Source organism: Halobellus sp., from assembly GCF_042218505.1.
GTDB lineage: Archaea > Halobacteriota > Halobacteria > Halobacteriales > Haloferacaceae > Haloquadratum.
In genome coordinates this window covers 89,218-103,156 of sequence record NZ_JBDGQZ010000026.1, presented here as the reverse complement: position 1 = coordinate 103,156, position 13,939 = coordinate 89,218, and the positions used below count along the sequence as shown (strand labels likewise).

Genomic DNA, 13,939 nt, shown 5'->3' with positions numbered 1-13,939 from the left:
GAGCGCCGCCGTTTCAGCGCATCGACGATAGCCACCGTTTTCTCCAGCGATTTGATCGGGTGATTTGCTTTTTTCATCATACTACACGGCATCAGAGGCAGGCACAGTGGTTTTTATATGAGAAAAGTAGGTTGCTCGGACGCGAACGCACCCGTACAGTCCGCATAAAGCCGCAGTAGCGCCGGTTATTCACCGGAACAGACCGCAATTTGGGACGCTACTAGGGAGATCAATGTAGCATTATAAAAATTGTTTTGTGTCCATACTGCAGGGGGCGCGCCGGTGGCAAACCGCTGTCCGGCGCATCACATTTAAGCGGATTCGTAGAGTTATTGCAAATGGCATATGCTTATCGACACCACCGACAGACACTACGAACGTGAGTTCGTGCGAACGTTCTTCACGTCGCCGACGGCCGTTGAGGGAGAGGACGACTCCGCGAAGATGCTCCGGAGCGCAGCGCAACTTCGGGGAATGCAAGCACCCGACGTCTGGGTTCCCGACAACGAGGACGCGACGGCGCCGTCGATGCGCGAGGAAGGCGTCGAGAACATCGTCGACGTCGTCGCCGAGTACGGTGCGGACTTCCCCGGTGAGATCCACCCGCGGGTCGTCTGGCACCGCGAGGATCCGGAACTCCGGTATCAAGGATTCCAGCAAATGCTGCGGGTTGCCACCGACGACAGCGGTGCGATCGAACACATCGACGGGTTCGTCATCCCGGAAGTCGGGGACATCGACGACTGGAAGAAGGCCGACGAGTTCCTCACCATCGTCGAACACGAGGCCGGTCTCGAACCGGGCTCGCTCTCGATGTCTGTGATCGTCGAATCCGGCGAGGCCGAGTTGGCGCTCGGCGACCTCCGGGCGGAGATGGGCCGACCCGCGAACAACCTCGAACGGTTGTTCCTGCTCGTCGACGGCGAAGTCGATTACACCAAGGATATGCGTGCGATGACGCGCACCGGTGAACTGCCGCCGTGGCCGGAGCTCCGGCACAACACCTCCCGCGGAGCCAGCGCGGCCGGACTGATCGCCGTCGACGGCCCGTACGACGACATCCGCGACGAGGCGGGCTATCTCGCCCGGATGCGTGAGAACCGCGAGAAGGGGATGACGGGGATCTGGTCGCTGACGCCCGGTCAGGTCGTCGCGGCGAACACCGCACCGCTCCCGCCGGAGGACGGTAGCTGGCTATTGGAAGTCGACGGCGAAGAGGTCGACCTCGCGGAGGTGGACGGGAAACACGTCTACGACGGCGACGCGGTCACCATCGAGCAGTCCGGCGACACCTATACTCTGTCTGTCGGTGGCGATACCCGCGAACTCGACGAGGACGAACTCCGCGAGGAGGTTGCGAATATGGCGGCCTACGTCCCCGGGATGGACGACATCGTCGACTCGATGGAGGAGTTCGAGGCCGCCAAGGAGGCCGGTCGCGGCGCGATTGCGATGACGCAGTCGGCGACGCTCGTGATCGACGGTGTAGAAATCGAGATCAGCAGGGATCGGATGTGGGACGAAGCCACCTACCAGGCCGCACAGACGCCGGTCACGCTGTTCCAAGATGTCTACGAACACCGGCCCGATCAGCACGAAGAACTGGAGGAGATGTACGGCGAGGACGTCGTCGAGCGCGCGACAGCCGTCGGGTCCTGAGAACGGCGGCGAAACGCGGCGTTCCGCCGCGTTCCGAAGCGGAACGGCGTTTCGGTTCTCGCGGCTGCTGTCAGTTTCAAGCCGATCGCGCGTCGGGCTTACGGGTCGGCGACGACTTCGTTTCGGAGCGTCCCGACGCCCTCGTACGTGATCTCGATTTCGTCGCCCGGTTCGATCAGGCCGGGGTTCGCCGGACTGCCAAAGGCGACGACGTCACCCGGTTGGAACGTGAATCGCCGGGAGAGGAACGAGACGACCTCTGCGGGACCGAACAACATCAGTTCGGTGTTCGCGTCCTGTCGGACCTCGCCGTTGATCGTCGTCTGCATCCCGATAGCCGACGGATCCAGATCGGTCTCGATCCACGGTCCAAGCGGCCCCGACCCGTCGAAGGCTTTCCGGGCGGTCCGACCGCCCTGATCTAAAGCGTCGACGTCGTTCATAATCGTGTACCCGCGGACGATCTGGGGGACCTCGTCGATGGCGACGTCCCGGCACCGCTCGTCGATCACGGCCGCGAGCTCGCCAGCGTAGGTGAGTTCGTCCGTCCAGTCGGGATACCGGATCGGCGCACCGGGGCCGGCGAGCGAGGCTTGGGGCTTGATGAAGAAGTCGGGTTCGTCTGGCCGCTCGTAGTCCATCTGGTCCAGCGTCTCTGCGTAGTTCCGTCCGACGCAGTACATCGCCGACGGCGAGCAAGGGGCGACGAGCGAGCCGTCCCGTCCCACGACGTACTCCCCGTCGTCGGCGACGAGGACGCCATCGCTGTAGCGGCCGCGAACAATTCCGTCTGGCGTCTGGATCCGCGCGAGTCGCATATCGGACGATCACGGAGCCGAAATAAAGGTCTACTGTCCTGCGTCGACTGGCCGCGGTATCGACTCGTTCGGGCCGGGCATCGACCGTCGGTGACCGATCCGATGGCAGGCTCGCGATAAGTGTAAAAAAATTATCATAAACCTTTTAATATGCGTGTCTTGTTCATCAACGATGAAAATGGTTCGATACCTAGATACTGTCACCCGACGTGACGCGCTCAAGGCCGTCGGTGGCGCGTCGACCGTCGGGATCGGCGCGTTAGCGGGGTGCTCAGGGGGCGGTAGCGACAGTACCGAAACGAGCGGTGGCGACAGTACTGCGACGGGCAGCGGGACGACTGCCTCCACCGACAACGGTCTGCCCGACCTCTCAGGGGAGGAGATCCACTTCATCACCGTCGCACAGGTCGATAACATCCAGGACCTCTGGCGCAGGATCGCGTCGGACTTCGAGGACGCGACCGGTGCGAGTATGAACGTGGAGTTCGTCACGACCGGCGTCAGCAGCCTCGATCGGATCATCCAGTTGATTCAGGCCGGCGACCCGCCGGAGGTCAGCATCCAGTCGTTCGGCGAGGCAATGATCCTTCGCAACCGCGGCGTGCTGACGCCACTCTCCGGTACGTACGACCGAGTGAGCGAGTCGCTCGGGGACGCGACTGACGTCGTCCAGAACATCATCGAGGTCGAGGGCGAACGGTGGATGCTGCCGTTCTTCCACAACATCTCGACGTTCAGTTACCGGAGCGACCTCACCGACACCGTCCCAAACACGTGGGAGAAGGCCGCGCAGTACGCCAGCGAGGTGGACCGGATGGACAACGACGTCCGCGGGACGTACGTGCCAATTATGACCGGCAGCGCCTCAACGGTGCGGTTCCTCGCGTGGCTCTGGACCAACGGCGGCTCGATCACCGAGTGGCAGGACGACCAAGTCAGGATCAATATGGGCGACGACCCCTACCGTAGTCGGGTGATCGAGATGCTGAACTTCTTCGCCGACCGGCAGCAGTACTCGCCGCCGGGTGAGGGCTCCGGGTGGGCGACCACGCAAAACATCCTCCAGTCTGGCCAGGCTGCGAGCACGTGGTACGCCGGCGTCAGGACGAAGAACGCGGCGATCCGGAACGATCGGTCGTTCGCGGAGGACATCGAGTTCGTGCCGGGGATGCCTTCGAGCCGCCGCGACGACGCCGCCGAGGGCAGCGCAGAGGGCTTCGTCGCCTACGAGAACGCCAACACCGAGGCCGCAAAGGCGTTCATCCGGTACGCGACGAACCAAGAGTTCGTTACCGACCTCCTACTTAATCTATCGCCGGTGCAGAACATCCCCTCGTGGCCCTCAGTCAAGCAGAGCGACCGCTACCGCGAGGGCATCTTCTCCACCGATCTGTTCCAGAGCGGCTGGACCGAAGAGCAATTCAACACCTACCAAGAGGAGGCGTTCTCGAAACTCACCCACAAGACGATCGAGGCCGGGACGACGAAGCCACCGAACCCCTACACCTCGGTGTACTACTCCGAGCCGATCTGGAACCTCCAGTCGGACGTGTTACTCAACGAGAAGAACCCGGCGGATGTCATCGACGGGCGAATCGAGGAACTCCGACAGGTTGCCGAAGACGCGCAGCGGTAAGCGATCCACGGACGATCGGTTCGACTTTTTGATGCGGGCGTTGTCACCGCAGAGTGCGTCGGAACACCGACTCGGGAACTGGGTATCGTCGCGGAACGAGCCGTCGGCGGGAGTGCCGAGAGAGCCTACACACCGAGTCTACAGTCGGCGCAGAACGGAGCCGGTACGGCGGCGGTCAGATCCGCGTTGCCCGGAATCCTCGCAGAATGTACTTCTGCAGATAGTAGACGAAGAAGAACGTCGGCAGCACCAACAGCGTCGAGGCTGCCATAATTTGCCCCCAGAGGACGGACTCCTGCTGGGTGAAGCTGTACAACCCCAGCGTGAGCACCCACTTCGAGTTGCTCGTGAGAAGCACCGTCGGGATCGTGTACGCCCCCCAGGCGATGGCGAAGGAAAAGATGGCCACCGCGATCATCCCGGGCTTCGCCAGCGGGAGGGCGATCTCGTAGAACGCTTGGAAGCGCGAACAGCCGATGACACGGGCGGACTCCTCATAGGAGTACGGCACCGTCTGGAAGAACTGCCACATCAGCCACAGCGAGAAGGGCAGCGTCGTCGCGGTCTGGGCAACGATGACGCCAGGCAGGCTGTTGATGATCCCGATCTGCCGCCAGAAGATGAACATCGGGATCGACAGCAGGATCGGCGGGAACATATACCCAAAGAGGATGACCCGCGCGAACGTCTTCTTCAACGGGATGTCGAGCCGCGCGAGGCCGTAGCCGCCCAGCGTCGCCGCGACGGTGGTCAGGCCCACGACGCCCGCCGCGAGGACGATCGTGTTTCGATACCACAGCAGCACGTCGGTCTCCAGCACCGACCGATACGTTTCGAGCGTGACGTCAGTCGGCACCAGCGGGTTCGGGAGCGAAAACAGCCCTTCCGGCGGCATTAACGAGGTCGCGACCATCCAGTAGATTGGGAACAGAATCAGGGCGAGTCCGATCGACAGCACCAGATTCAGCGCCCAGTTGTAGTACTTCTTCCGCTTGCTGTACGGGATCCGATACCAGAACTCCATCGGCGTCGCGACGTCGTTGCTCATAGATCCACGAGGCGGAAACCCACCCCTTCAGGGGTGGGAGGAAGCCGACAACCACCGACACGATCCACGATCTGCGACAAGCCGACTCTCGATACTGGTATCTGTCCCATCGTCCACACGGATGTTTGTGGTTGACGAACTTAATTATAGTGCAAACGAGTATGCGGAACAGTACTCTGCTCGGCGGGGGTTATTAGTGCCCAGCTCCGAGTATGAGCTATGGAAGTGCGTCGGACTGTCCCCGTAACACTCGATGTGGACAGCCACGACTCCGCACTTCTCCACGAAACCGTCGACGAGTTCCTGTGGGCAGCACAGTACGTCGCCGACTACGCCTTCGATGGTGAGTACATTACGACGAGTAAGTCGGATCTTCACGAGAAAACCTATTCGGACGTCCGAGACCAGACGCGTCTCCACAGTAACCACGTTCAGGCTGCCCGAAACAAAGCTACTGCAGCGTGCAAGAGTGTGGCTGCTCGACGAGAGCAGGGTAAATCAGCATCCAAACCCGACTTCACTGCTCCGCACGTCGTCTACGATCACCGATCGGCGACATTCCACGACGACTACGTGAGTCTCGCGACCGTCGAAGGGCGGATCGAAGCCGACTATGTGCTGCCCGAGAACCCGGATGGGACGCCCCACCAGGAGTATCTGTTTTCCGACGCGTACGAGATAACCGGGGCGGAACTCCACCGGACCGATGGTGAATGGCAGCTCCATATTCGGACCCGGACCGACATCGAATCTGAGCCAGAGGCCACCGAGAACAGGACAGTTCTCGGGGTCGATCTCGGCGTCAATAACCTTGCGGTGACGTCGACGGGTACGTTTTGGTCCGGTGATGATTTCGACCATTGGCGCCGTGAGTACGAGAAACGGCGTGGCGATCTCCAGCAGTGTGGGACGCGCTGGGCACACCAGAACCTCGCTGCTGTTGGGCGACAAGAGTCAGGCCGATTCAAACAGCTACTCCACCGGATCAGTAACGAGCTGGTCGAGGAGGCACTCGCATACGAGTGCTCGACAATCGTGTTCGAGGATCTGACGGGGATCCGTGATCGGACGAATGCGTCGTGGGGACACAAATGGGCCTTCGAGCGTCTGTACGACTACGTCGAGTACAAAGCCCACGAACACGGCCTCGACGTCGTCCAGGAAGAGCCACAGAACACGAGCCAGCGCTGTTCGGAGTGTGGGTTTACCCACCCGACCAACCGACAGGGTCGTGACTTCACGTGTCAAAAGTGTGGCTACCAGAACCACGCTGATTACAACGCAGCCAAAAACATTGGACTACGACATCTTCGTCGTCACCAAACCGGCGACGGCGAAGGCGCACCCGTAGGCGTGCGCTTGAACAGCGGGATGCTAACCGCGAGTGGTGATTTCACACCCGCCGATGACTCGGCCAGAGCGAGAGTCCACGCTGAAAGCCCACGACTTTAGTCGTGGGTTAGCTTACTCGACACGCACCTCCTGGGACGGCTCGAAGAAGTGGAAGTAGACGATCGCTGCCCCGACCAGGAGGACGAAAAGCAACGTCGAGACTGCCGCCGCCTCACCGAGGTTGAAATCGGAGAATGCCGTTCGGTAGGCGTATATCGACGCAATCGTCGTGGTGTTCACCGGGCCGCCGTTCGTCAGGATGAAGATAATGTCGAATTTGTTGAACATCCAGACGCCGCGCAGGAGAACGACGATAAAGAGCACGCCCTTCAGGTTCGGCAGCGTGATGTCCTTGAACCGATCCCACCGTGAGGCCCCGGAGACCATCGCGGCCTCGTAGATGCTCGCCGGGATGCTCTGAAGCCGCGCCAACACGATGATCGTCACGAAGATCGTGAACTTCCAACTGCTGGTGACAATCACCGAGAGCATCGCCAGGTCGGTCGTGCCGTACCACGCGATGAACTCCGAGATCAGCCCGCCGTCCACCAGCAACTGATTGATAATCCCGTAGCGGGGGTTACCCATCCACAGTGCGATGAAACTCAGGACGGCCGTCGGAACGATATACGGAACGAGCGCGACCGCGCGAACTACGCGTTTGAAACTGTACGTCCGATCGAGCAAGAGCGCCAATGCGGTGCCCGCCGTGACCTGCAACACGACGGAGCCGGTTGCGAAGATCAGCGAGCGGCGGATGCTAGCCCAGAAGTCGCCGCTCGCGATCACGGTCTCGAAGTTCTCCAGGCCGGCCCAGGTCCAGGACGGTTGGAACGCGCCGACCTCGAAGAACGACGCCGCCAGCGCCCACAGCATCGGGAAGATGTTCACGAGCCCGAATACGGCGAGTGCCGGCACCACCGTCAGGGCGACGAACACCCATCGCTTGGACAGCATCCCAAACAGATCCTGACGGTATCCGTGTAATTGGCCGGATGCCAGGGATTCTCGAAGAGACATACCGCTCTATGTGAGCAGCCTACACTTAGTTTTAATGTACGGATCTTCGGCTCGTGACGGCCGAAACAAGGCCTGAGAGGCGTGTTTCGTACTAAGCGTCTGGCGGTTCGTCGCCGATGGCGTCGCAGCAAGAAGCGTTCGTTCTGCCGGTCGTGCGGCCAAGTCATTCGACCCGGAGGGAAGCCGCGCCCGTCACACCGACTCAGTCGGTTCACTGCGCTGGACGTCTGCAATCGGATGAGCCAGCGCGTCACCCGACGCGCCGTCGAAGAGATGCACATCGGTCCACTCGAAGGAGACCGACACTCGACTCCCCTCCTGTAATGCATCCGTGCCGAGGTTCAGCGCGCGGATCTCACCGTGGGGACTGTCGACGGTTGCGAGCCGGCGATCGCCGATCCGCTCGATCAGTTCGAGCGTTCCGGTGAGTTTGCCCGCGTCGGGGTCCGGGAGCACGTCGACGCCCTCCGGGCGGATCCCGACTTCGACGTCGGTGCCGCTCGGCCGGCCTTCGATGAGTTCGCGCTCCGTCTGCTCGCCGTCGAGGTCGATTTCGACCCGGTCGCTACCCCCGTCGCCCAGCGACGCCGGAACGAAGTTCATCGACGGATTCCCGATGAAAGCCGCGACGAAGGTGTTTTCAGGTGATTCGTAGAGAGCGTCCGGCGACCCGATCCCCATCACCGTCCCGTCGTTCATCACCGCGATCCGGTCGCTCATCGAGAGGGCCTCGCTCTGGTCGTGGGTGACGTAGATCGTCGGCACGCCGGCCCGCTCGTGGATACGCTGGATCTCCTTTCGGATCTCGACTTTCAGTTGCGCATCGAGATCCGAAAGCGGCTCGTCCATCAGCAACGCGCTCGGGTTGTAGACGATCGTCCGGGCGATGGCCGTCCGCTGCCGCTGGCCGCCACTCAGTTCCCCCGGATACTTGTTGAGCAGTTCGGGGATCTGCATCAGCTCTGCCACCTCACGAGCGCGTTCCTGACGCTCCGCCTCGTCGACGCCCCGGACCTTCAGGGGATACGCGATGTTCTCGACGACGTTCATATGCGGGTACAGCGCGATGTCCTGGAACATCATCGCCAGCCCGCGGTTGTTCGGGGCCGTCTGCGTGACGTCCTCGCCGTCGACCAGGATCTGCCCGCTGGTGGGCGTTTCGAGCCCGGCGATACAACGCAGCGTGGTCGACTTCCCGCAGCCCGAGGGTCCGACGAGCGTGAAGAACTCGTTGGGCCCGATCTCGAAGTCGATGCCGTCGACGGCGAGTTCTTCGCTCGAGCCGACCTGATATATTTTGCTTAGCGATTTCACTTCGACAGTCATTGACTTTCGTGGGGATTCCCCGGTATCGGATAATAATCTTGCGGAGAGTGCGATGGCGAGCGGCCGTAATCCGGCAAACGAGGCGCTGTTTCGGGCACCACAATGATTATACACCGTGGTTGCGACCGTCTGGCTATGAAACCGGGGCGATTCATCGTCGAGACCCACTGTCACGCACAGCGTCACGCGGTGAACATACAGGATCCGGGAGATTCGAGTTACGAGAACCTCGCGGACCAGATGAAACTCGCCGTTCCGGCCGACGAGGCCGACGGCGACGAGGACGTCATCGTCTACGACAACTCCGATCGCGTGCTGCGCGATATGGACACCTACGGCGTCGATATGGCGGTTCTCCTCTCAGGGTTCGGGATGACAAACGAGATCAACAAGCAGATCATCGACGAGAATCCCGGGACGTTCATCGCGGCCGCCGCACCCGCACAGATCAAAAAGAAGGCGCTCCGCGGCGAGGAGGAGTGGACTTGGGAGGCCGCGACTCGAGAACTCGACGAGTGGCTCTCGAAGGACGGCTTCCGGATGACCGGCGAGGGGATCCGGGGCGATCCAACCCGGACGGAGCCGATCGAGTGGTCGCAGCGAAAGGAGCACATCCGCCAGGTCTTCGACGTCGCCGCGAAACACGACGTTCCGGTCCGCTGGCACACCGGCTACGCATCCGGCTACGGTGGAAATCACCTGTTCAACCTCTATCCCGACTGGTCGGATCCGACGCTCGCCTCGCAGTTGAAAGCCGAATACCCTGAGGTCCCGATCATCTTCGATCACGGCGGGATGCAGGCCGGATGGCAGGAGGACTACGTCGAGAAGTGCTGCCAGGTCGCCGCCACCTTCGAAGACGTGTATATGGAAATCGGGCTCTACTGGAAGGACCTGATGAAGAAGCCGCTGAACGATCCGAACATCAGCATCGAGCAGCTCCTGTGGGGGAACGACTGGGGCGCCTCGATGGTGCAGCACAGCCAGCCGAACGAGGATCCGCCGGTCTTTTGGGAGCAGATCGAGTCGCGCGGCTTGCCCGCTCACCAACCCGATTACTGGGGCGCTGGACTCCGGCAACTCCAGAAGTTCGCGATGGAAGAGGACCTGCCACAGGAGAAACTCAATCTCATCCTCGGCGGCAACGCGGTGCGGCTCTTCGACATCGACGTCGAGGACGACCGGATGTTCCGCAACTACATCGACATCTGAATAGTCGGTCGGGTTTTGTGCACGGCCGGAACACCGTTTCGGAACGTCCCCCGAGACGGGGTGTGACAGTACATTAATATACGGCCGTGATAATCACGCGGTAACATATGAGAATGGGTCGATTCGTCATCGATACGCACGTGCACGGACAGCGGGTCGCGGTCAACTTCCAAGATCGGGAAGAGCGGCCGGACTACGCCACGCTGAGTAAACTGATGTGGAACGCGGAGGACGCCGATCAGGCGGACGACGATGCCGAAATCGTCACCTACCGCAACACTGACCGGCTCCTCTACGATATGGACCTTTACGATGTCGATATGGTCTGTCTCCAGCCCGGTTTCGGCTTCAGCGACCGTCTCCACGGCAAGATGGTCGAAGAGCACCCCGACAAGTTCGTCGCCTTCGCGCACCCGTACGAGACGAACCGGAAGGCGGTCGCCGGCGAGGAGGAGTGGGACATCGACCGCGCCTGCGAGGAGCTCGACGAACGGCTGAGCCAGGACGGATTCGTCGGTATCGGCGAGATGCTCCCGTTCGATCCGACGATCGTCGACCGCGCCGAGCGCGTCCCGTGGGAGGAGCGCCACGACCAACTGCGGAAGATCTACGACGTCGCCGCGAAGCACGACGTGCCGGTTCGCTGGCACCCCGGATCGGTCAACGGCGGCTACGAGCGCGACCCGAGCACGCTGCTTCCCGACCGCCGCAGCATCAAATACGCGGTCGATCTCCACCTCGAATACCCCAACGTCCCGATCATCATCGACCACGGCGGCGTCCAGGGCAACTGGCGGAAGAACGTCGAGGAGTCCTGTAACGTCGCGGCCACCTACGACAACGTCTACCTCGAAATCGGTAACTACTGGTCGGACCTGATCAAGCGGCCGATGAACGATCCGAACATCGGCGCGGATCAACTGATCTACGGCACCGACTGGGGGGCTTCGTGGATCGCCGAGAACAACCCGGCAAACCGATCCACCGGCGAGTACGACTACCCGCCGCAGCGGTGGACGCAGATCAAAGAGCGCGGGCTGCAGGCACACCAGGCCGACGCCTGGGGGAGTTCTCAGCGGCAGGTCGACAAGTACGCCCGTGAGATGGATCTCCCGGCCGACGACCTCAATCTCATTATGGGCGGAAACGTCTGCCGGTTGCTGGACATCGATCCGCCGCACAAGCGGCTCTTCCCGAAATACATCGACTGACGATGGAATCGTCTGCAACCTCGGCGATGCCAACCATCCGCGAGCTGTCCAGCATCGCCGTCGAGAACAACCCCACCAAGATCGCATACGCCGAGGGAATCGACGGTCGAGCAATCACCTGGGCGGCGTTCGACAAGCGAAGCAAGCGGGCCGCAAACGGGCTCCGCGAGCACGTCGGCCAGGGCGACCGCGTCGCCCACCTCTGCGAGGGATCGATCGACCACGTCACGCTGTGGAACGGGGCGCTGAAGGCTGGCTGTCTCGTCTCGAACCTCCACGTCCGCGAGTCACCGGAGACGACCCGCTCCTGCATCGACTCGCTTCGCCCGCGAGTCCTCGTCGTTGACGAGGAGCGCTCTGCGTTCGTCGAAGCCCACGTCTACGACCGGATCTCGACGGACCTCGCGGCCGTCGTGACGACGGGCGAACCCCAGACGGACTACGAGGTCTCGATGGACGATCTGCTGGCGGACCAGCCGGCCGAAGAGCCAGACGTCAACGTCGGCCCGGACGATCCTGCGGCCGTGATCTGGACGTCCGGGACGACCGGGGAACCGAAGGGCTGGACGCACACCAATCGGGCGCTGATGCACCGGGGGTCGAAGCTCGCTCACAAGAAGGGAATGACCCGCCGGACGCGAGTGCCGAACGTGTTCTCCCCGTCGTTTGCAGCGTGGTACTCGACGACGCTGCCCGCGCTGCTCTCGAACGCCTCGTCGTACTTTCTCCCCGACTGGGAGCCCGAGCGGTACGTACAGTGCATCGAGGAGCGATCGATCACTACCGCGAACCTCGTGCCCACGATGTGGCGTGAGATCCTTCGGCTGGAGAACGTAGACGAGTACGACCTGAGCAGTCTCCGAGAGATCGAGGCGGCGGGGGAGACGCTCGACGCCACGACGCTGACGAACCTCCGCGAGCACATCTGCGAGACCGTCTCGCAGTCCTACGCCGCCACCGAGACCTGTGGGACGAACATCTCGAACGACGAGATCGGTGACGATCGACTCGAGAGCGTCGGGAAGCCGCTCTTGGGCATTCAGATCCGGGTGGTTCAGGAGGGTAGTGACCCGGACGACGTGATGGAGCCCGGGGAGATCGGCGAGGTGATCGTCAAGAGCAGTGACTCGGCCGCGTGGATATGGGGCGATACGGCGAAAACCGAGAACGCCTTCGTCGACGGCTGGTGGTACTCCGGCGATCTCGGCTACAAAGACGAGGAGGGATACCTCTACATTGAGGGACGCGACGACAATATGATCCTCTCGAAGGGGCTCAAGGTGTTTCCCGCGCCCATCGAAGAGCGGCTCAACACCCATCCGGACGTCGTCGAGACCGGCGTCGTCGGCGTCGACGATGAAGAGTACGGCGAGAAGGTGACCGCCGTCGTCACCCGGGACGATCCCGATCTGACGGCCGACGAACTCGACGAGTGGTGCCTCGAGAGCGACAAGTTGTCGCGTTTCGAGCGACCGCGAGCGTATCACTTCCGCGATGAGACGCTTCCGCGAACCTCCAGCGATAAACTCGACCGGCAGAGCATCAGGGAGCAACTGGAAGCCGAACGTTGAGCGATCAGTTCGGTTAGAGAAGACACTTTTTCGAAGCGATTGTGACCCGATCGTCAGCCCGAGACGGTGATGAGCGCGACACCCGCAACGACGACCGCCGATGCCGCGAGGAGTTGCCAGGAGACGCGCTCGAGCCGTTCAGGCATAAACAGCGCCGAGAGCACGACGACGAACAGCGTGTTCGTGACGATCAGTGGACTCACCACGTTCACCGGCGCGACCGTGAGCGCGACGTAGTATCCGAGCAGAAACAGCGTGTTCGTGACGCCGGCGAAGACGAACCACTGTGCGTTCTGCCCACGGAGCGTCGACCCCGCCGGCAACGCGTCGCGCCACCACAGGTAGCCCGCGATTCCGGAGACCGCAGCGACCGACTTGATCGAGAGGCCGACCAGCGCCGGCGTCCCCTCGTCGAAGCCGACGTTCGCGAAGATGGGCTCCCAGCCGACTGCGACGGCGGCCAGAAATGGGATTGACAGCCCGATCAGGAGTTCGCGCCCTGAGAGGTCTGCGGCGTTGTCGTTGCTGGTCAGCCAGGCGATGACGGCGATACCCGAGACGACGAGCACCACCCCGACGCTGTGGGTGAGAGAGAGCGTCTCGTCGAGGAAGACGACGCCGAGTCCGGTCGAGATCAGCGCCCACGAAGCGATGATGGGCGCGGTTCGACTCGCGCCGATCCGGTCGATACTCGTGAACATCAGCGCGCGGCCGATCAGCGTCCCCAACACCCCCGCAACGACGAACGACAGCAGGGAGGTTCGCGTCAGGCCGTAGTCCGGATAGTAGACGACGGCGACAATCGGCAGCAGGATCGCGACGTTACAGATGGCCACGAGGAGGATTGCATCGGCGGTGCTGCCGCGCTCGGTTCCTTTCCGCACCGAGAGGTTCGAGACCGCAGAGCAGACCGCCGCCCCGACGGCGAGTCCGAACCCCACGGGGTGGGAGCCCATAACCATCGTCAGTGGGTTTCGTCACCGGTGATATAGTTGTTGAGGTGTGGCACTCGGTCTCACCCAAACGGGTATTAAGGATCCGCGATC

Annotated in this window: 11 protein-coding genes; 6 read left to right on the top strand and 5 right to left on the bottom strand. The window is 62.1% G+C overall.

The genetic code is table 11. The features are described from left to right. The first annotated feature begins 345 nt into the window (after nt 1–345). On the top strand, nt 346–1,659 hold the full coding sequence (gene aceB, locus ABEI27_RS08760; protein ID WP_375799022.1) for a malate synthase AceB: 1,314 nt from the start codon (nt 346–348) through the stop codon (nt 1,657–1,659). Nucleotides 1,660–1,757: 98 nt separating this feature from the next. Here aceB and ABEI27_RS08755 read toward each other — a convergent pair whose 3' ends face one another. Further along, entirely contained in the window at nt 1,758–2,477 is a 720-nt protein-coding gene (locus ABEI27_RS08755; protein ID WP_375799021.1) for a fumarylacetoacetate hydrolase family protein, read from the bottom strand. 172 nt (nt 2,478–2,649) lie between these two features. Between ABEI27_RS08755 and ABEI27_RS08750 the strand changes: the two genes are divergently transcribed. Further along, the gene (locus ABEI27_RS08750) at nt 2,650–4,113 is read left to right on the top strand and encodes an ABC transporter substrate-binding protein (RefSeq protein ID WP_375799020.1); all 1,464 of its coding nucleotides are present in this window, start codon (nt 2,650–2,652) and stop codon (nt 4,111–4,113) included. 175 nt (nt 4,114–4,288) lie between these two features. Here the strand turns inward: ABEI27_RS08750 and ABEI27_RS08745 are convergent, their stop codons facing one another. Further along, the gene (locus ABEI27_RS08745; protein WP_375799019.1) at nt 4,289–5,161 is read right to left on the bottom strand and encodes a carbohydrate ABC transporter permease; all 873 of its coding nucleotides are present in this window, start codon (nt 5,159–5,161) and stop codon (nt 4,289–4,291) included. A gap of 219 nt (nt 5,162–5,380) precedes the next feature. Here ABEI27_RS08745 and ABEI27_RS08740 point away from each other — a divergent pair, with 219 nt between their 5' ends. After that, entirely contained in the window at nt 5,381–6,613 is a 1,233-nt protein-coding gene (locus tag ABEI27_RS08740; RefSeq protein WP_375799018.1) for an RNA-guided endonuclease InsQ/TnpB family protein, read from the top strand. 12 nt (nt 6,614–6,625) lie between these two features. On the opposite strand, the gene ABEI27_RS08735 is transcribed toward ABEI27_RS08740, so the two are convergent. Continuing rightward, nucleotides 6,626–7,573: a carbohydrate ABC transporter permease gene (locus ABEI27_RS08735; protein WP_375799017.1), complete on the bottom strand. Its 948-nt coding sequence runs from the start codon at nt 7,571–7,573 to the stop codon at nt 6,626–6,628. Between the two features lie 192 nt (nt 7,574–7,765). Further along, on the bottom strand, nt 7,766–8,899 hold the full coding sequence (locus ABEI27_RS08730; RefSeq protein WP_375799016.1) for an ABC transporter ATP-binding protein: 1,134 nt from the start codon (nt 8,897–8,899) through the stop codon (nt 7,766–7,768). 135 nt (nt 8,900–9,034) lie between these two features. On the opposite strand from ABEI27_RS08730, the gene ABEI27_RS08725 reads away from it, so the two are divergent. The 3 genes from ABEI27_RS08725 (at nt 9,035) to ABEI27_RS08715 (ending at nt 12,893) form a co-directional block, all read left to right on the top strand. Then, complete coding sequence (locus tag ABEI27_RS08725) at nt 9,035–10,111, top strand: amidohydrolase family protein (RefSeq protein ID WP_375799015.1); 1,077 nt, start codon at nt 9,035–9,037, stop codon at nt 10,109–10,111. A 107-nt stretch (nt 10,112–10,218) separates the two neighbouring features. Next, complete coding sequence (locus ABEI27_RS08720; RefSeq protein WP_375799014.1) at nt 10,219–11,322, top strand: amidohydrolase family protein; 1,104 nt, start codon at nt 10,219–10,221, stop codon at nt 11,320–11,322. A 2-nt stretch (nt 11,323–11,324) separates the two neighbouring features. After that, nucleotides 11,325–12,893: a class I adenylate-forming enzyme family protein gene (locus ABEI27_RS08715; protein WP_375799013.1), complete on the top strand. Its 1,569-nt coding sequence runs from the start codon at nt 11,325–11,327 to the stop codon at nt 12,891–12,893. A 53-nt stretch (nt 12,894–12,946) separates the two neighbouring features. Here ABEI27_RS08715 and ABEI27_RS08710 read toward each other — a convergent pair whose 3' ends face one another. Then, a complete protein-coding gene (locus ABEI27_RS08710; protein ID WP_375799012.1) occupies nt 12,947–13,855 on the bottom strand; it encodes an EamA family transporter in 909 nt (302 codons plus the stop codon). Nucleotides 13,856–13,939: the final 84 nt, after the last annotated feature.

What these genes read in the sequence shown, in the direction of transcription:
- ABEI27_RS08735 (WP_375799017.1), bottom strand. Translation starts at nt 7,573, where the DNA reads ATGTCTCTTCGAGAATCCCTGGCATCCGGCCAATTACACGGATACCGT.
- aceB (WP_375799022.1), top strand. Translation starts at nt 346, where the DNA reads ATGCTTATCGACACCACCGACAGACACTACGAACGTGAGTTCGTGCGA.
- ABEI27_RS08755 (WP_375799021.1), bottom strand. Translation starts at nt 2,477, where the DNA reads ATGCGACTCGCGCGGATCCAGACGCCAGACGGAATTGTTCGCGGCCGC.
- ABEI27_RS08720 (WP_375799014.1), top strand. Translation starts at nt 10,219, where the DNA reads ATGAGAATGGGTCGATTCGTCATCGATACGCACGTGCACGGACAGCGG.
- ABEI27_RS08725 (WP_375799015.1), top strand. Translation starts at nt 9,035, where the DNA reads ATGAAACCGGGGCGATTCATCGTCGAGACCCACTGTCACGCACAGCGT.
- ABEI27_RS08745 (WP_375799019.1), bottom strand. Translation starts at nt 5,161, where the DNA reads ATGAGCAACGACGTCGCGACGCCGATGGAGTTCTGGTATCGGATCCCG.
- ABEI27_RS08740 (WP_375799018.1), top strand. Translation starts at nt 5,381, where the DNA reads ATGGAAGTGCGTCGGACTGTCCCCGTAACACTCGATGTGGACAGCCAC.
- ABEI27_RS08730 (WP_375799016.1), bottom strand. Translation starts at nt 8,899, where the DNA reads ATGACTGTCGAAGTGAAATCGCTAAGCAAAATATATCAGGTCGGCTCG.
- ABEI27_RS08715 (WP_375799013.1), top strand. Translation starts at nt 11,325, where the DNA reads ATGGAATCGTCTGCAACCTCGGCGATGCCAACCATCCGCGAGCTGTCC.
- ABEI27_RS08750 (WP_375799020.1), top strand. Translation starts at nt 2,650, where the DNA reads ATGAAAATGGTTCGATACCTAGATACTGTCACCCGACGTGACGCGCTC.
- ABEI27_RS08710 (WP_375799012.1), bottom strand. Translation starts at nt 13,855, where the DNA reads ATGGTTATGGGCTCCCACCCCGTGGGGTTCGGACTCGCCGTCGGGGCG.